17 protein-coding genes are annotated in these 17,381 nt (G+C 64.8%); 9 read left to right on the top strand and 8 right to left on the bottom strand.

Annotated elements, in window-relative coordinates; genetic code table 11:
* Positions 1 to 33 precede the first annotated feature (33 nt).
* The 6 genes from ureC to DCG74_RS11435 all read left to right on the top strand — a co-directional run bounded on the left by ureC (position 34) and on the right by DCG74_RS11435 (position 6,137).
* Positions 34 to 1,749: an urease subunit alpha gene (gene ureC / locus DCG74_RS11410; protein ID WP_172784896.1), complete on the top strand. Its 1,716-nt coding sequence runs from the start codon at positions 34 to 36 to the stop codon at positions 1,747 to 1,749.
* A 130-nt stretch (positions 1,750 to 1,879) separates the two neighbouring features.
* Positions 1,880 to 2,179, top strand: coding sequence for a putative quinol monooxygenase (locus DCG74_RS11415; protein WP_035998129.1), 300 nt, complete (start codon positions 1,880 to 1,882; stop codon positions 2,177 to 2,179).
* Between the two features lie 12 nt (positions 2,180 to 2,191).
* Entirely contained in the window at positions 2,192 to 2,803 is a 612-nt protein-coding gene (locus DCG74_RS11420; protein ID WP_172784895.1) for an urease accessory protein UreE, read from the top strand.
* Positions 2,784 to 3,512 carry an urease accessory protein UreF gene (locus DCG74_RS11425; RefSeq protein WP_172785226.1) on the top strand — a complete coding sequence of 243 codons (729 nt, stop codon included), beginning with the start codon at positions 2,784 to 2,786 and terminating at the stop codon, positions 3,510 to 3,512. Before DCG74_RS11420 ends, DCG74_RS11425 begins: the two co-directional genes overlap by 20 nt.
* 39 nt (positions 3,513 to 3,551) lie before the next feature.
* Positions 3,552 to 4,175 carry an urease accessory protein UreG gene (gene ureG, locus DCG74_RS11430; RefSeq protein WP_172784894.1) on the top strand — a complete coding sequence of 208 codons (624 nt, stop codon included), beginning with the start codon at positions 3,552 to 3,554 and terminating at the stop codon, positions 4,173 to 4,175.
* Between the two features lie 300 nt (positions 4,176 to 4,475).
* A complete protein-coding gene (locus DCG74_RS11435; protein WP_172784893.1) occupies positions 4,476 to 6,137 on the top strand; it encodes an HWE histidine kinase domain-containing protein in 1,662 nt (553 codons plus the stop codon).
* A gap of 211 nt (positions 6,138 to 6,348) precedes the next feature.
* Here the strand turns inward: DCG74_RS11435 and DCG74_RS11440 are convergent, their stop codons facing one another.
* The 5 genes from DCG74_RS11440 to DCG74_RS11460 all read right to left on the bottom strand — a co-directional run bounded on the left by DCG74_RS11440 (position 6,349) and on the right by DCG74_RS11460 (position 10,479).
* Positions 6,349 to 6,957 (bottom strand): TetR/AcrR family transcriptional regulator, encoded by a 609-nt coding sequence (locus DCG74_RS11440; protein WP_172785225.1) that lies wholly within the window; start codon positions 6,955 to 6,957, stop codon positions 6,349 to 6,351.
* A gap of 84 nt (positions 6,958 to 7,041) precedes the next feature.
* Positions 7,042 to 8,184 (bottom strand): OpgC domain-containing protein, encoded by a 1,143-nt coding sequence (locus tag DCG74_RS11445; protein ID WP_172784892.1) that lies wholly within the window; start codon positions 8,182 to 8,184, stop codon positions 7,042 to 7,044.
* A gap of 188 nt (positions 8,185 to 8,372) precedes the next feature.
* On the bottom strand, positions 8,373 to 8,828 hold the full coding sequence (locus DCG74_RS11450) for a hypothetical protein (RefSeq protein WP_172784891.1): 456 nt from the start codon (positions 8,826 to 8,828) through the stop codon (positions 8,373 to 8,375).
* An 88-nt stretch (positions 8,829 to 8,916) separates the two neighbouring features.
* The gene (locus DCG74_RS11455; RefSeq protein ID WP_172784890.1) at positions 8,917 to 9,288 is read right to left on the bottom strand and encodes a YqjD family protein; all 372 of its coding nucleotides are present in this window, start codon (positions 9,286 to 9,288) and stop codon (positions 8,917 to 8,919) included.
* Positions 9,289 to 9,366: 78 nt separating this feature from the next.
* Complete coding sequence (locus DCG74_RS11460; protein WP_172784889.1) at positions 9,367 to 10,479, bottom strand: AI-2E family transporter; 1,113 nt, start codon at positions 10,477 to 10,479, stop codon at positions 9,367 to 9,369.
* A gap of 206 nt (positions 10,480 to 10,685) precedes the next feature.
* Here DCG74_RS11460 and DCG74_RS11465 point away from each other — a divergent pair, with 206 nt between their 5' ends.
* Positions 10,686 to 11,498, top strand: coding sequence for a L,D-transpeptidase (locus tag DCG74_RS11465; RefSeq protein WP_172784888.1), 813 nt, complete (start codon positions 10,686 to 10,688; stop codon positions 11,496 to 11,498).
* A gap of 16 nt (positions 11,499 to 11,514) precedes the next feature.
* On the top strand, positions 11,515 to 12,165 hold the full coding sequence (locus DCG74_RS11470) for a DUF2865 domain-containing protein (RefSeq protein ID WP_172784887.1): 651 nt from the start codon (positions 11,515 to 11,517) through the stop codon (positions 12,163 to 12,165).
* A 47-nt stretch (positions 12,166 to 12,212) separates the two neighbouring features.
* Here DCG74_RS11470 and DCG74_RS11475 read toward each other — a convergent pair whose 3' ends face one another.
* Positions 12,213 to 14,306, bottom strand: coding sequence for a methyl-accepting chemotaxis protein (locus DCG74_RS11475; protein ID WP_172784886.1), 2,094 nt, complete (start codon positions 14,304 to 14,306; stop codon positions 12,213 to 12,215).
* Positions 14,307 to 14,578: 272 nt separating this feature from the next.
* Here DCG74_RS11475 and DCG74_RS11480 point away from each other — a divergent pair, with 272 nt between their 5' ends.
* Complete coding sequence (locus tag DCG74_RS11480; RefSeq protein ID WP_130363252.1) at positions 14,579 to 14,734, top strand: Thivi_2564 family membrane protein; 156 nt, start codon at positions 14,579 to 14,581, stop codon at positions 14,732 to 14,734.
* Between the two features lie 61 nt (positions 14,735 to 14,795).
* Here the strand turns inward: DCG74_RS11480 and DCG74_RS11485 are convergent, their stop codons facing one another.
* Complete coding sequence (locus DCG74_RS11485; RefSeq protein WP_008546815.1) at positions 14,796 to 14,996, bottom strand: CsbD family protein; 201 nt, start codon at positions 14,994 to 14,996, stop codon at positions 14,796 to 14,798.
* Between the two features lie 162 nt (positions 14,997 to 15,158).
* Positions 15,159 to 17,324, bottom strand: coding sequence for a malate synthase G (locus tag DCG74_RS11490; protein ID WP_172784885.1), 2,166 nt, complete (start codon positions 17,322 to 17,324; stop codon positions 15,159 to 15,161).
* Positions 17,325 to 17,381: the final 57 nt, after the last annotated feature.

Genomic DNA, 17,381 nt, shown 5'->3' on the forward strand with positions numbered 1-17,381 from the left:
CAACCAGACATTCAATCGCAAACGGGGCTTGTGATGTCCGTCAAGATGAAGCGTTCCGTCTATGCCGACATGTTCGGCCCGACCACCGGCGACAAGGTGCGGCTGGCCGACACCGACCTCGTCATCGAGGTCGAGAAGGATTTCACCACCTATGGCGAGGAGGTGAAGTTCGGCGGCGGCAAGGTGATCCGCGACGGCATGGGGCAGTCGCAGGTCACCAACAAGCAGGGCGCGGCCGACACGGTCATCACCAACGCGCTGATCGTCGACCATTGGGGCATCGTGAAGGCCGACGTTGCCATCAAGGACGGCCTGATCGCAGGCATAGGCAAGGCCGGCAATCCCGACATCCAGCCCGGCGTCACCATCATCATCGGACCCGGCACCGACGTGATCGCGGGCGAAGGCAAGATCCTCACGGCCGGCGGCTTCGACAGCCACATCCATTTCATCTGTCCGCAGCAGATCGAGCACGCGCTGATGTCAGGCGTCACCTCGATGCTGGGCGGCGGCACTGGCCCCTCGCACGGGACGTTCGCGACCACCTGCACGCCGGGGCCCTGGCACATCGCGCGGATGATCCAGTCGTTCGACGCCTTCCCGGTCAATCTCGGCATTTCCGGCAAGGGCAACGCCTCACGGCCCGCCGCGCTGGTCGAGATGATCAAGGCCGGCGCCTGTGCGCTGAAGCTGCACGAGGATTGGGGCACCACGCCGGCCGCGATCGACAATTGCCTGTCGGTGGCGGACGATCACGATATCCAGGTGATGATCCACACCGACACGCTGAACGAATCCGGCTTCGTCGAGGACACGATCAAGGCCTTCAAGGGCCGCACCGTCCACGCCTTCCACACCGAAGGCGCCGGCGGCGGCCACGCTCCTGACATCATCAAGGTCGCCGGCCTGAAGAACGTGCTGCCGTCCTCGACCAATCCGACGCGCCCCTTCACCCGCAACACCATCGACGAGCATCTGGACATGCTGATGGTGTGCCACCACCTCGATCCCTCGATCGCGGAAGATCTGGCGTTCGCCGAAAGCCGCATTCGCAAGGAGACCATCGCGGCCGAAGACATCCTGCACGACCTCGGCGCGCTCTCGATGATGTCCTCGGACTCGCAGGCCATGGGCCGGCTCGGCGAGGTCATCATCCGGACCTGGCAGACCGCCGACAAGATGAAGAAGCAGCGCGGAGCCTTGCCGCAGGACAACGGCAAGGACAACGACAATTTCCGCGTCAAGCGCTACATCGCCAAATACACCATCAACCCCGCGATCGCGCATGGCGTGTCGAAGCTGATCGGCTCGGTGGAGAAGGGCAAGCTCGCCGATCTCGTGCTGTGGTCGCCGGCCTTCTTCGGCGTCAAGCCGGACTGCATCGTCAAGGGCGGCACCATCGTCGCGGCGCCGATGGGCGATCCCAACGCCTCGATCCCGACGCCGCAGCCGGTGCACTACCAGCCGATGTTCGGCGCGTTCGGCAAGGCGCGTACGGCATCCTCGGTGGTGTTCACCTCCAAGGCCGCTATCACAGCTGGCCTCGCGCGAAAGCTCGGCATCGAGAAGAAGCTCTATGCCGTCCAGAATACCCGCGGCAGGATCTCCAAGAAGAGCATGATCCACAACGACGCGACGCCCAAGATCGAGGTCGATCCTGAGACCTATGAAGTGCGGGCCGACGGCGAACTCCTGACCTGCGCTCCGGCGGAGGTGCTGCCGATGGCGCAGCGATATTTCATGTACTGAAATAGCGCCTCAACGCATGTCCCCGGCGGTGTCCGGGGATGGCTTTTTGCGGTTTTGCGTTCGGTCCCGCCTGGTCTAATGTCCCGCCCGGTATCGTAACCCTTTAGAAGAAAAGCCGGGAGGATTTCTCGTGATCTACGTCGTTGCCACCCTGACCATCAAGCCCGAGACGCGCGCCGAGTTCATCGCGGCCGCCACCGCCTGCATCAAGGAGACGCGGAAGGAGCCCGGCAATATCGCCTATGATCTGCATGAGAGCGTCACGGACCCTGCCAAGATGGTGTTCGTCGAGCAGTGGGAGAATATGGAGGCGCTGGGGCCGCATCGCGCTGCCGAGCACATGAAGACGTTCGGCCGCGTTGCGGTGAAATGCTTCACGGCGCCGCCGAAGATCGAATACATCACGCCCGAGAAGGTCGAGACACGGTAAGAGGGACGACGAATGATCCGGGCGACGCAGGTCAGGGGACAGCACCGCTTCACGGAAGCACCAGTGGACACGGTCGTGCTCGATTTCGACGACCGGCACCGTCGTCGCATGGCGATGACGGGAACGCGGGGCCTCGAATTCCTGCTCGACCTGGAGCATGCCGTCGCGCTCCGCGGCGGCGATGCGCTGGTGCTTGAGGATGGAAGGCTGATCGAGGTGGTCGCGGCGCCCGAGCCGCTGCTGGAAATCCGCGGCCGCGATCCGCACCACCTCGTCCGCGTCGGCTGGCATCTCGGCAACCGTCACCTGCCGACGCAGATCTTGGCCAAGGCCCTGCGTATTCGCCGCGATCACGTCATCGAGGCGATGGTGAAGGGCCTCGGCGCGCGTGTGATCGAGATCGAAGCGCCGTTCGATCCCGAAGGCGGCGCCTATGCCGATGCCGGCCATGCGCATGGACACGACCATGCGCATCACGATCACGGCCATCATCACCATGACCATGGCCACCACCATGATCATGCCGCGCACGACCATGGCCATGAGCACCACCATCACCACGACGAGCATTGCGATCATCCCGATCATCACCACGGCCACAAGCATGCTCATGACCACAAATGAGCCGGTCGGCGCCGGTGATCTTGCCGAGGGCGAGGCGGCGGCGCTGTACCGGCTGATGACCTGGCTCTCGCCGGCGTTCCCGGTCGGTGGTTTCTCCTATTCCAGCGGCATCGAATGGGCGGTCGAAACCGGCGACGTCACCGACACGACGACGCTGGCGGATTGGCTCGATGCGATGCTCGCCGACGGCTCGGGCTTCTGTGACGCGACGTTTCTGGTCCACGCCTATCGCGCCACGGAATCGGGCGAGACGGCCGCTTTGAACGAGATCGCCGAGCTTGCGAGCGCCTTCGTGCCGTCGCGCGAGCGGCAGCTGGAGACGACCTCGCAGGGCCGCGCCTTCATCGACATTGCCCGCGCCGCGTGGGATGCCGACGGACTGGATGCCACGGTCGCGGCATGCAGCGCGCCACTGATCTATCCGGTCGCGGTCGGCGTCGTTGCCGCGATGCACGCCGTGCCGTTGGCGCCGACGCTGCACGCCTTCCTGCATGCGCTGGTCTCGAACTGGATTTCCGCGGCCAGCCGGCTCATTCCGCTCGGCCAGACCGATAGCCAGCGTGTGCTGGTGAGGCTGGAAGCCGCCGTCGCCGCCACCGCCAATCGCGCGCTGGCTGCAAACTTGGACGATCTCGGCAGCGCGACGTTCCGCGCCGACCTCGCCAGCTTGCGGCACGAGACGCAATATACCCGGTTGTTTCGGTCGTGAGCGGTGCGGCCTTCAAGTCATCAGGAGAGAACAAGTCACATGGCGAAATCTCACGGTCCCTTGCGTGTCGGCGTCGGCGGTCCGGTCGGATCGGGCAAGACCGCGCTGATGGACCTGCTCTGCAAGACCATGCGCGAGCGCTACGACATTGCGGCGATCACCAACGACATCTACACCAAATGGGATGCGGAGTTCCTGGTGCGTTCGGGATCGTTGACGCCGGATCGCATCGCGGGCGTCGAGACCGGCGGCTGCCCGCACACGGCGATCCGCGAGGATGCCTCGATGAATCTCGCCGCGGTCGCGGACATGCGCGCCAAGTTTCCCGGACTTGACCTCGTGCTGATCGAATCCGGCGGCGACAATCTTGCTGCCACTTTTTCCCCGGAGCTGGCCGACCTCACCATCTACGTCATCGACGTCGCCGCCGGCGACAAGATCCCGTCCAAGGGCGGCCCCGGCATCACCCGGTCCGACCTCCTGGTCATCAACAAGACCGACCTCGCGCCCCATGTCGGCGCCTCCCTCGAGAAGATGGAGACGGACGCCAGGCGCATGCGCGGCGAGCGGCCCTTCGTCATGACCAACCTCAAGAAAAGCGAGGGGCTCGACCACATCGTCGGCTTCATCGAGGCCAAAGGCGGCCTGAAACGGGCGGGCTGACCGGACGCGACCAGTTGGCGCAGGTGTTTTTCGCCGTTAACGAGCTGGGCCACGCCGCAACCCGCGGAACAAATTTGGGACACGGGGATTAACTACCTCCGGCGCCCGGGGCGAATTCATCCCGGCCAGACCATCGGCCGGACGGATTAAGCTTTTCAGGCGACCCAAGTTGCGTACTGATGCCTCCTCCTTCATTATCTCCGGCACTGGGGTTTACCCTGCTTCGGCCCATGGCCGTTCGAGCGGCGTTCATGTGCTCCGTGTTCATTGCCGACCTCCTGCTTTCGCCTGAGTAATCGCGTGGTCAGGCTGGGTTTCATCATCGGCTTCATCGCTCTGCTCGGGGCCTTGCTCTCCGGGCTTGCGGCTTATCGCGTCCACGACCAGGAGCTGGCGCTGGACCGGATCGCGCTGGCGCGTGCGATCGATGTGCATGCGAGCCTGGTCCAGGACCGCCTGACCGAGCGGGAGCTGCTCGCGCGTGTCGCCTCAGGCCTGTTCCGCGCGCCGTCGGTGATCAAGCCGAACATGCTGGAGCCGCTGCGCTCGGCGATCTACGCCTTCAAGACCGACTTCGTGGTGGCTGGGTGGGTCGCCCGGTTGAAGCCGGACGAGCTTGCGGCGGCGCAGGCCGCCCTCGCTGGCGCCGGCTTCCCGACTCCGCAGATCCGCTCGTATGACGACAAGCCGATCAACCCTGCCGATGTCACCCAGCCGATCGACGTACTGTTGGATCTCGAGCCGCGCAGCAACGAGACCAGGATGTTGCCCGGCCGCAGCTACGATCAGGATCCGGTTCGCAGCGCGATGCTGACGCGCGCGCGCACCGAGAAGAGGTCGGTTGCCTCGGACCCGGTGCCGTTGATCCGCGGAAACGGAGCGATCGGCATCATCGTGGCTGCGCCCGTCATTCCCGAGGGAGCGACCGAGCCCGCCGGGTTCGTGACGTTTTCCTACGAGCTCGCCTCGCTGATGCTGGCCAATGACGACATGTCGCTGTTCGCGGTGGCGCTCAGGGATCCGCGCAAGGACGGCGGCGAGCTGATCGCCAACGATCAGGGCGTGGTCTCGACGCGGATGGCGGCGGCGGACGGGCCGGCGCCGTCGGCGACGCGCACGGTGAGCTTCGGCGGCCGCGATTGGCAGCTCGGCTACTACGCGAAGACCAATTCGGTGCGCCGCGCCGAGCAGACCGCGATCATCGTGGCGGCGATCGGCTTTGCCATCACCGCAATGGTGTGCGGCCTGTTCGGTTATGTCGCCTACAACAATCTGCGGCTTAGCCGGGAGATCCAGGTCAGGATCGGCTTCGAGCGCCGGCTGACCGCGGTCATCGACGAGCTCAACCACCGCGTCAAGAACATCCTGGCGGTGATCCAGTCGATCGTGACGCGCACCTTGCGCCACGGTTCGGACATCGACAGCGCGCGCGAGCTCCTGATCGGACGCATCCACGCCATGTCCAACGTGGTGTCGCTGCTTAGCGAGAGCCAGTGGCAGGGCGTCAAGTTGAAGGGCCTGTTCGAGGCGCGCGCGATTCCGCATGCCGATCGCATCGCGGTCACCGGCCCCGACATCGCGGTCAGCGCGCGAGCGGCGCAGAGCCTGTCGCTGCTGTTCTTCGAGCTCGCCTCGCATTCCGACGAGGGCCTGTCATTGGTCGGCAAGCACCCCCACATCACAGCCAACTGGACGGTGACGGGCGAAGATGGCCACGAGGTCTTCCATTTTCGCTGGGAGGAGTTCAACACCAGCGAGGCGACGCGGCGGCCCGATTCCGATTTCGGCCTGATCCTGCTCGACCGCGTCGCGCCCGAGGCGCTGGGGGGGACCGCCAAGCGCTTCTTCACGGACGTCTCCTACGTCTATGAATTGACCGCGCCGATGGAGACGGTGGTCGACATGACCGAGCGCGACCGCACGGACAAGATCTCGGCGCCGGTCAGGCCGGCGCGAAGTTAGAGCGGAATGGCTTTAGGTCGAATCGATTGCCGCGGCTCGTTCACCTCTCCCGCTTGCGGGAGAGGTCGCGCCGTAGACGCGGGTGAGGGCTTTCTCCTCTAGGGGACTGTCCCATTGCGGAAACACCCTCTCCCCAACCCTCTCCCGCAAGCAAGCGGGAGAGGGAGCCCAGCTCCGTCGTTGGAGCGATCAAGCCTCATCGCATCGCGCTTTAGCTCTTCGGTCGCAACACCAGCTCGACGAGGTTGCGGGCGTAGCCAGGTGTGATCGGCGCGATGCCGAAGATGTAGCGGTAGAACAGGCTGCCATAGATCGCGTCGTAGAGATTCTCAGGGGGACCCTCGGCCTGAATGCTGCCGTCCTTCTGGCCGGCGGCGATCATGTCCACCAGCGCGTCGCGGCGGAATTGCAAGTAGCGGGCGTAGAACAGCTCGGCCGAGCCGGTCTTGGAAATGCATTCTGAGATCACGGCGAGCTGCACCTTGCCGAATTCGCCCTGGAGCGCCTCGGCATAGGCGGTGGCGTGGCGCCGCGCGCGCGCCGCGGGCGTGCCGGCGCTCGCAGGCGGCAGCGGCAGCATCTGCGCGGCATGGTGGAGGAATGCGTCGATCAGCAGCGCTTCCCGCGACGGCCACCATTTGTAGATCGTCATCTTCGACACGCTGGAGTGGCGCGCGATCGCATCGATGGTGGTGGCGGCAAGGCCGGTGGTCGCCATCAGTGCATAGGCGCTTTCGAGGATGGCGTTGGTGGTCTCGATCGACCTTGGCCGGCCGCGCCGGGGCGCGCTCTCCGCCTCTTCACGCCCGTCTTTCGCCATCGCCACGCCCGGTCTCCTCACGCAGAGTCCCGGCATACCGCAGGGGCGGCTTTCGGCCTAGCAGAATCGCACGCTTTTTTGGCTCTACGCCTGCCGCCGCAGGGCTGCCGGCAGATCCTGCCGTTTCGACCAGGCGATGTAGTAGGCGAGCCCGGTCATCGCGGCGAAGCCGGTGATGCTCACCGCCACCTGCATCACCACCAAGTTCGGCCCGGTGATCAGGATGAGGTGGCCGGCGAAGGACAGGAACACGGCGACACAGAATACCGCAAGCCATTCCTCACCGCATGCGATCACCGCTTGCAGCGGTCTCCATCTCAGGCCGGGGTGATCGGCCGGAATGAGATGGGTCGCAATGAACGCGAGGGCCAGGAAGTGGACCACGCGATAGGGCGCGAGGTTTTCCTTGTCGGCCGGCGCGATGCTGTTGAGGAGGAGATCCGGCAGGTAAGCGGACAGCGTCGGCGAATGGCGCATCAAGGTGACGGCCATCGCGAAGATCAAATAGGCGCCTGCGAGGATCCGCAGCCAGGACATGCCGCGCAGCGCCCGCCCCGGCGCACCCGTCACGGCGAACCAGCCGCCCAGCACCATCAGCAGCTGCCAGCACAGCGGATTGAAGGTCCATTCCCCGTCCGGATAGATCCGAAAATTCCAGCCGAACCAGCGCGCAGCAAGATACAGCGCGACCGATGTCGCCAGCGTCAGGTTCGGCCCCCGCAACAGGCCCCACAGCACGAGCGGAAAGAACGCCATCAGCGGGATCATCAGCTGCAGCAGGTCGAGATTCAGCGGCTCTTCCTGGAGCACGAGACCGCGGACCAGGATGCGCAGCGGGTGCTCGAGAATTCCGGAGATGTTGTATTCGTGGATGATCTCCGGCGCCATCGATTGCGAGGCGACATAGGCGATGGCGTCGATATAGATCACGAACAGCACGACATAGGCGGCATAGAGCCGCCAGACCCGGCGAAAGATGCGCGTCGCTGCGACCACATAGCCGCGCTCCAGCGCCATCCTGCCGTGGATGATGGCAACGCCGTAGCCTACCACGAACACGAACAGGTCCGCCGCGCCGCTGAAGCCGAAATTGCGCAGCGTCAGCAGGTTGACGACGTTGTTCGGAATATGGTCGACGAAGATGGACCAATTGGCGATGCCGAGCGTCAGATAGAGCCTGGCGTCGTGCTGGAATGCGGCGAGGTTCGCCTTGACGGACGGTTTCATTAAGTAAAATAGCTTTGGGAATCAGGACGATGCTTTTAGCGGCAATCGCCTGCCCATCCGAGTAGCGTTTGCGTGAGCGGCAAGACAATCGCGCCGAACCGCGCAGAAATGCGGCCCTCGCCCTCTATCGAATTGGGATAGATGCGCCCAAAGGACTTAGGACGAAATTTTCTAACCCGCTCCGATCGCTACTCGGCAGGCTCCGCCGACACCTCGTCGGCCACGCCGGCGCGGCTCGCCAGGATGCCGAGGGCGACGCCCCCGATGGCCAGGATCGGCAACAATCGTTTCACCCCGATGGCGCGAACGATCTGAAGCCCGGTGGCGAGGAGCATCGGATCTGCAAGCATGCTCTGCGCGGCCGATTTCGCCGCGCGCTCGGCCGCGATCTGGGCGCGCTTCTGCACCTCGCGCTTGTAGCCCCAATAGGAGCCTGCCGCGGCCAACGTCAGCAGAAAGAAGATGCCGGCGCCGGCAAGACAAGCCTGCACCGGGCCATATTTCTGCAGCACCCAGATGAAGACGGCGGCACAGAGGAAGCCCGTCGTCACGAGCAGCGCGAAGGCAGCGCCCGCGGCCAGGGAGGTCAGCCGAACAGTCGTGCCGGTGGATGCACTGATGCTGTCGATGATGCGCTGAAACATGGCCTTGCTCCTCAATCCCCGCCAGCCGAATCGTCACGGGCCGACAGCGGCCGCGTGTCGCTGCCGTCTCAAATGAACGCCGGCATCCTTAGCGGCGCCAGGCGGCGCCGATCAGGAAGCCGATGCCGAGCGCCAGCCCGACGGTCGCCAGCGGCCGCTGCGTGATCGCATCTTCCAGCGTCTCTTCGATCGAGCCGTAGGCGTCTTGTGCGGCTTCCATCATCGCGCTGCCGCGCTCGGACATGTCGTCCATCGCGGAATCCATGTTCTCGCGCGCCTGGCGATAGCCGCGGCGAGCCTGCTTGCTGGTGGAGTTGGCGAAAGTATTGAGCGCGTCGGTGATCTGGTCGGTGAGGGCGGCGATATCGCTTTTCACGGCTGCTACATCCTTTTCGAGGCGGTCTCGGGTGGCTTTGTCGGTCCAGTCTCTCATCCCGGTTTCGGCATTGGGCGTGGACATCGGGAGCTCCGAACTGTTGACGGCTGAGATGGGCGGAGAACGTTTCGTCGCCGGGTAAGTTCCGTTCGCTGAAACCGGTCAGGCTTGCGGAAGCTGCGGCGAATTCTCCGGCAACAGGTGGTCCTTCAGGATCAGCGCGACGATCAGGAGCGGCGACGACAGGAACGCGCCCATCGGCCCCCACAGCCAGGTCCAGAATGCGAGCGCGAGCAGCACGGCGAGCGCGTTCAGGGCGAGCCGCCGGCCAATGATCGTCGGTGTGATGAAGTGCCCCTCCAGAAAGGTGAGGCCGCCGAAGGCGAGCGCGGCCATCAGGCCGCCGCCGATGGTGGGAAAGGCGATCAGCCCCACCACGACCAGCACGGCGAACATCGCCACGGGCCCGATGATGGGGATGAAGTTGAGCGTGGCCGCCAGCGCGCCGAGCCCGGCCGGATTGGGCATTCCGGTAAGCGCGCAGATCAGGCCGGTGGCGACGCCGACGCCGACATTGATGAGGGTGACGGTCAGCAGATAATTGCCGAGATGGACCTCGATCTCGTTGAGGATCCGGAGCGTGCGCAGCCGCGCGTCGCGATCGCTGAAGGTCATGATCATGGCTCGCCGCAGGTCGCGCCAGCTTGCGATGAACAGGATCAGGGTGACGAAGAACAGCAGAAATTCGGTAAAGGTCGGTGACAGGAATTCCAGCGTCGGCTGCACCCACTCCACCTTGGGCATGTGGATGCTCGGCAATCCCTCCGAGCCGCCGAGCATGGCTTGCATCTCCCGCCAGAGCGCAAGCGGCCGATCGAACACGTGCAGCTTGTCCCGCAGTTGCGCGCCGAGCTCCGGCAGGCGCGTGCTCCATGCCATGACCGGCGAAGCGATCAGCGCCACGACGAAGGCGACCACCGCGGTCACCGCGACCACGATCAGGACGGCGCCAAGGCTGCGTGGGACCTTGCTCCGCTCCAGGAAGGTGGCCGCCGGAGACAGCATGGTCCCGGTGACGAACGCCATCACGACCGGCAGGAAGAACGCCTTGCCGACATAAAGCACGGCGACGATGGCAATCAGCAACAGGCCGGCCAGCGCGAACGCGACGAATTCAGTGCGGCGGATCACCGGCGGCAGCTCGACATGGCTCTCGGGGAGCGGTTCGCCTTCGCCGTTGCCGGAAATCAAACGGTCACTGGGTAGGACGCGCACAATATCTCTCCCGCACGGAATCCGCGATCCGCGCGCCCATTGATGACCTCACAACGCGTGGGCGGTATGCCGGTTCCATCGCGGCTTCGTGAACGATGGCTCGCTTGACTGTGACGTCGCTGCCGCACGCGGCAACGGAACTTCGATCCAGCCGGCGGAGTTTGTTGGGCAGCGCATCACCTGATGCATATCCAACGGGGCAGCTCATGACAAAGTTGTTTGCAGTCCGTCGCAGCTTCTCGCCGCGCGCCGTCGGCGCATTCGCTTTCGCAACCGCTCTGCTCATGGCGCCCATGGGCACCGCGAGCGCGCAAACCTTCGGCTATGCGCCGATGCAGCGGGTGTACCCGCAGGACCTGTACTCGCAGGGCCAGTACTCGCAGGGCCAAGCCTATTCGCAGGATGACCTCAACGAGGCGCCGCAGCTCGCCGACGAAGATGCTCAGTTGCCCGACCGGCTGCGCAGGCAGATCGTCAGCTTCGACAGGAGCGAGCCGGCCGGTACCATCGTCATCGATACCAACAGCACCTATCTCTATTACGTGCTCGGAGGCGGCCGCGCGATCCGCTACGGCGTCGGCGTCGGCCGCCAGGGCTTTACCTGGTCGGGCGTGCAGAGCGTCAGTCGCAAGGCCGAGTGGCCGGACTGGCATCCGCCGGCCGAGATGATCGCGCGCCAGCCCTATCTGCCGCGCTTCGTCGCCGGCGGCCCCGGCAACCCGCTCGGTGCGCGTGCGATGTATCTCGGCTCGAGCCAATACCGCATCCACGGGACCAATGATCCCTCCACCATCGGAAAGTTCGTCTCCTCGGGCTGCATCCGCATGACCAACGAGGACGTCATCGACCTGTTCAATCGCGTTAATGTCGGCGCCAAGGTCGTGGTGCTGCCGAAGAACGCGCCCTTGATGGCCAGAGGAGGCGACAAGGCCGGCGAGCCCGTGCGCAGGCGGCCGGCCGTGACGACGCTGCCCTCGGGTCGGCAGGCGTTGAACATCACGTCGTCGGCCGTGAATTAAGCGTGAGCGAGGTCATATGAGCAGACGCCTGATTGGCAAATGGACTGGCGGAACGGTGATCCTGATCGCGATCTCCGCCGGTCTTGCATCGGCGCCGTCGGCGCATGCGGAGGATTTCTTCTCGGCATTGTTCGGCGGCTTCCGGATGCGGCCGCCGCCGGAAATCCGCATGCCGTTCCCCAATGACGATGGGCCGCGCTACGATGGGCCGCGTCAGCGGGCCTCCTATGGCGGCGGCGCGGCCTATTGCGTGCGCGGCTGTGACGGCCGCTATTTCCCGGCGCAGGGCAGCGATTCCGAGAGCAAGGCGCAATCCTGCAAGAGCTTCTGCCCAGCCGCGGAAACCTCGCTGGTCTATGGCAGCAATATCGACGACGCCTCTACGGAGAACGGAAAGTCCTATTCCGACCTGCCGAACGCGTTCCGCTTTCGCAACGAGATCGTCGCGGGCTGTACCTGCAACGGCAAGGACCCGGTCGGGCTCGCATCGGTCAAGGTCGAGGACGATCCGACCCTGCGCAAGGGCGACATCGTCGCCGGAGCCGGCGGCCTCGTGGTCGCCAGCCGCAACGCCAATGACCGCCGCGGTGTCGCGATGAATTTCTCGCCGCTGCCGGAATCGGTGCGCGCCAGATTCCGCCAGGTCCCCGTGGTGGCGAAGGAGTAGCTTCGGCTTCCGAACGGCGTCCTCGCGACGCGCGGAGCCGGCGTGCCCTACGCCGCGCGGATCTTGCCCAGGAAATCGCTGACCTGCTGACCGAGCTGGCGGCTTTGCGTCTCCAGCATCTCGGAGGCCTGCTTCACGTTCTCCGCGGCACCGGCTGCGGTGTCGGCATCGGCCTTCACGCCGGTGATGTTGTCCGAGACATTCTTGGTTCCCTGCGCCGCGTATTGCGTGCTGCGGGTGATCTCCTGCGTAGCGGCGCCTTGCTCCTGCACTGCGGCCGCGATGGCGGTCGCAACTTCGTTGACCTCGCCGATGATGCCGCCGATCGCCTGGATCGCGTTGATGGCATCGCCCGCAACCTTCTGGATGTCGGCGATCTGCTCGGAAATCTCCTCGGTCGCCTTCGCGGTCTGACTCGCGAGTGACTTCACCTCGGAGGCGACCACGGCAAAGCCGCGGCCGGCATCACCGGCGCGCGCCGCCTCGATCGTGGCGTTGAGCGCGAGCAGGTTGGTCTGCGCCGCGATGGTGTTGATGAGGCCGACGACCTCGCCGATGCGCCCCGCCGACTGCGCCAAGCCCTGCACGGTGCCGTCGGTTTCGCGCGCCTGGGTGACGGCGCGGCTGGCGATGCCCGCGGCATGCGCGGCCTGCTGGCTGATGTCGTTGATGGAGGCCGAGAGCTCCTCGGCCGCTGCCGCGACGCTTTCGACACTCGTGGAGGCCTCGTTCGAGGCCTTGCCGGCAATCTCGACGCGTTCATTGCTCTGGCGCGAGACGGCCGACAGGTCGCCCGAGGTCTTGCGCATCTCGCCGGAGGCCTCGCTCAGCTCGCCCAACGACTTGCGCACGGCGCTCTCGAACTCGCCGACATGGGCCTCGACCACGCGCTGGCGGGCGGCGGCGCCCGCATTGCGTTCACGCTCCTGCTCTTCGATCTTGAGCTTCTCGGCCGCCTGCTGCTTGAAGGTCTCCAGTGCGCCGGCCAGTGCGCCGATCTCGTCATGACGGTCGAGATAGCCGCTGTCGACGGCGAGGTCGCCGCCGGCGACCTCGAGCATGGCGTCGCGGATGGTGTTGAGCGGGGTGATGACGCGGCGGCTGACCAGCATGGTCGCGCCGACGGCAAGCCCAATGGCGAGCGCCAGGAGCCCAAGCTGCACGATCAGCGCGCGCTGCGCGGCGCCGTGTTGCTCCAGCGTATGGACCTTGGCGGCGTCGAGGGCGGCTTCTGCCACTGCGACGGCATTGGACAGGCGACCGACCGTGACCGGGGTCCATTGATTGGCTGTCATCTCGGCCTTGTCGCCCTTCACCAGCGTCTCCGCGAGGCGGTCGCGCAGGGCGAGATATTGCGGATCGAAATAGGCGGACTTGACCGCGGTCATGGCGGATGACAGTGCGGACGGCAGCTGCATGCCCGATGCCGACAATTCCAGCGCCTTCCACATCGCGGCCGTGCCGCCGACATATTGGGTGTAGGACTGGTGAGCCTCGGGTGTGATCTTGCCGGCGTTAAGGCCAGTCGAGACGATGAGCGAGGCTTCGCCGGCAGTGTTGCGCAAGAGCCATGCGTTCTGCTTGATCGACAGCAGCTGATCGATCGCCGCGTCCTGGTGATTGACGGTCCCGGCCAGGACGCTCGAGAGCTTGTCGAGCGTGTCGAGCAGGCCTTGCGTCGTCTCCATGTATTCCTTCGGCAGGCCGGCGCGGCGCTGATCCTTGGGCTTGGCGACGTCCTCCCAGAACTGCTTCTGCTGCTCGCTCGCGGATTTGTAGAGGCGCGCGAGCTCCGGCACCAGCGTGCCGGATTGCGGAAAGTCGATGGCCGGCAACAGCTCCAGCGCATGCGCCATCGCCGGCATCTCGGCGTCGCGGATCGCGCGCAGATATTTCTCGATGTCCGCGTCCATTGGCGTGGTCGCGTTCAGCAGCCTGTTGCTGGTGGAGCGATCGGTCCGCAGATTGTGCATCGCCTTGAACAGGTCGGCGGACGCGTCCGCGATCTGCGAGATCCGGCTGGCGGTCCTCACACGATCCCAGGATGCGTAGGCGGTGAGCGAGAGCGCAACGACCACGCAGACCGACGTGATCGCGATCACGGCCTTGAGCAGCGCGGATACGGTCAGACGATTCAGCATCGAGGTCCCCCAATTTCCATGTCGAGTTCGCGGAGGGCGCCCGGCAACAATCGAAAAGGAGGAGCCCTGTGGCATCGGCAATCACATGCCGTTGGCGCCTCATGGCCAGACGGTTTCTGCATGTGAGAGGAAAAGGGTAAAGTTTTAGGCAGCCAAGCTACCGGTAAAAATACGCATTTACTAGAAGTTGCAATGGGTTGCGTTGATGGAACCAGCGCGCGAGGCCAGCGTTAGGACATCGTTAGCAATTTGCCAGAAGGGGGGTCCCTGCAATGCTGATCGGCGTCCTCGTCACCTTTCTCGTCGTCATTCTCGTGCTTTATCTGATCAACATGCTGCCGATGGACGGCCGCGCCAAGCAGATCGCGCGCGTGATCGTCATCATCATCGGCGTCGTGTCGCTGCTGAAATATCTGACAGTATTCTAGCGGGGGCTACTGCTCCCAAACAAAAAGCCCCGGCCTGAGCCGGGGCTTCGTTCATGCTGCGCTAGTGCAGCGACTTCAGCCAGTCGTCGACGTCCTGACGAACCTGGTCCTTGGCCTTGCCGTAGCGTTCCTGCAGCCGGCCCTCGAGCTGCTCGCGGCGGCCCTCGATCAGTTGGAGGTCGTCATCGGTGAGCTTGCCCCATTTCTCCTTGGCCGATCCCTTGAACTGCTTCCAGTTTCCTTCGATCCGATTCCAGTCCATGACCATCTCCCATGGGTTGATGGCCCGACAACGCGAGGCGCACGCAGCCTGTTCCGCGCCAAGCCGCGACGTTTCGCGCAAGAAAAAAGCCCCGGCGCGGGCCGGGGCTTTTGACGGTTCCGTGACTTCGTTCAGCCCAGCGCCTCTTTATCCAAGAGCCTCTTATCCAAGAGCCTTGGCTTCGCGGCGGCGCGCGGTGAGGATGTATTCGGTGTAGCCGTTCGGCTGCTCGCGCCCCTTGAAGACGAGTTCGCAGGCCGCCTTGAAGGCGACGCCGTCGAAGGCGGGCGCCATCGGCTTGTAGATCGGATCGCCGGCGTTCTGCTTGTCGACGACGACCGCCATGCGCTTGAGCGATTCCATCACCTGCGCCTCGGTGATGACGCCCTGGTGCAGCCAGTTGGCGAGGTGCTGGCTGGAGATGCGCAAGGTGGCGCGGTCTTCCATCAGGCCGACATCGTGGATGTCGGGCACCTTGGAACAGCCGACGCCCTGGTCGATCCAGCGCACGACATAGCCCAGAATGCCCTGGCAATTGTTGTCGATCTCCTGCCTGACGTCATCGGGCGCCCAGTTCGACTTCGACACCGGAATGGTCAGGATGTCGGACAGTTTTGCCCGCGGTCCGCCCTTGGCGAGTTCTTCCTGGCGCGCGATCACGTTGACCTGGTGGTAGTGCAGCGCGTGCAGCGTCGCCGCTGTGGGCGAGGGCACCCAGGCGGTGGTAGCGCCGGCCTGCGGATGGCCGAGCTTCTGCGCCAGCATGTCCGCCATCTTGTCGGGGGCGGCCCACATGCCCTTGCCGATCTGGGCGTGGCCCGGCAGGCCACAGGTCAGGCCCATGTCGACGTTCCAGTCCTCGTAGGCCTTGATCCAGGCCTGCGCCTTCATCTCGTTCTTGCGGATCATCGGGCCCGCTTCCATCGAGGTGTGGATCTCGTCGCCGGTGCGGTCGAGGAAGCCGGTGTTGATGAACATGATGCGCTTGGAGGCGCGCTGGATGCAGGCCTTGAGGTTGACGGTGGTGCGCCGCTCCTCGTCCATGATGCCGACCTTGAGCGTGTTCTCGGGCAGGCCCAGCATCTTCTCGACGCGGTCGAAGATCTCGCAGGTCAGCGAGACCTCGTCCGGGCCGTGCATCTTCGGCTTGACGATATAGGCCGATCCCGTGCGGCTGTTCTTGACCTTCGAATGGCCCTTGAGGTCGTGGATCGCGAGCAGGCCCGAGACGGCGGCATCGAGCAGGCCTTCCGGAACCTCTTCGCCCTTCTCGTCCAGCACCGCGTCGGTGAACATGTGGTGACCGCAATTGCGCATCAACAGCAGGCTGCGGCCGTGCAGCTTGACCTCGCCCTTGCCGTCAGGCGTCTTGTAGAGGCGGTCGGAATTGAGCGAACGCGTCAGCGTCTTGCCGCCCTTCTCGAAATCGGCCGACAGCGTGCCGTTCATCAGGCCGAGTGTGTTGCGGTAGACCAGCACCTTGTCCTCGGCATCGACCGCGGCGACCGAGTCCTCCATGTCGAGGATGGTCGAGACCGCGGCCTCCATGATCATGTCGGCGACACCGGCCGGATCGTCCTTGCCGATCGCGCTGCTGCGGTCGATCTTGACCTCGATATGCAGGCCGTTGTTGACGAGCAGCACGGCGCTCGGCGCGGCGGCATCGCCCTGGAAGCCGGCGAACTGTGCGGCGTGCTTCAGCGCGGTGGCGTTGCCGCTCTTCAGCTTCACTGCGAGCTGGCCCGCGACGACGCTGTAGGCGGTGACGTCGGTGTGGCTGCCGGTCGCGAGCGGCACGGCGTTGTCGAGGAACGCCTTGGCCTTGGCGATCACCTTGTCGCCGCGCGCTTTGTTGTAGCCCTTGCCGCTCTCGGAAGGATCATGCGGGATCGCGTCGGTGCCGTAGAAGGCGTCATAGAGCGAGCCCCAGCGCGCATTCGCCGCGTTCAGCGCGTAGCGCGCATTGGTGAGCGGCACGACGAGCTGCGGGCCGCAGATCTTGCCGATCTCCTCGTCGACATTGGCGGTCTCGACCTTCTGCGTCGCCGGCTCCGGCACGAGATAGCCGATCTCCTTCAGGAAGGCGGTATAGGCATCGAGGTCGAACGCCTTGCCCTTGTTGGCGCGGTGCCAGTCGTCGATCTTGGCCTGCAGATTGTCGCGAAACGCGAGCAGCTCGCGATTCTTCGGTCCCAGCTCCTTGATGATGCCGGCAAGCCCGGCCCAGAACGCATCCGGCGCGATTCCCGTTTTCGGGGCGGCTTCCTTGGCGATGAAGTCAAACAGAACAGGGGCGATCTTCAATCCGTGGGCGTCGACGCGTTTCATGATGGGCTTTCTTGTTGGAAATGGCTGTTTTTGGCTGCTTTTGACCCGACAGCAGCA

Origin of the sequence: Bradyrhizobium sp. WBAH42, from assembly GCF_024585265.1 — a bacterium.
Classification (GTDB): domain Bacteria; phylum Pseudomonadota; class Alphaproteobacteria; order Rhizobiales; family Xanthobacteraceae; genus Bradyrhizobium.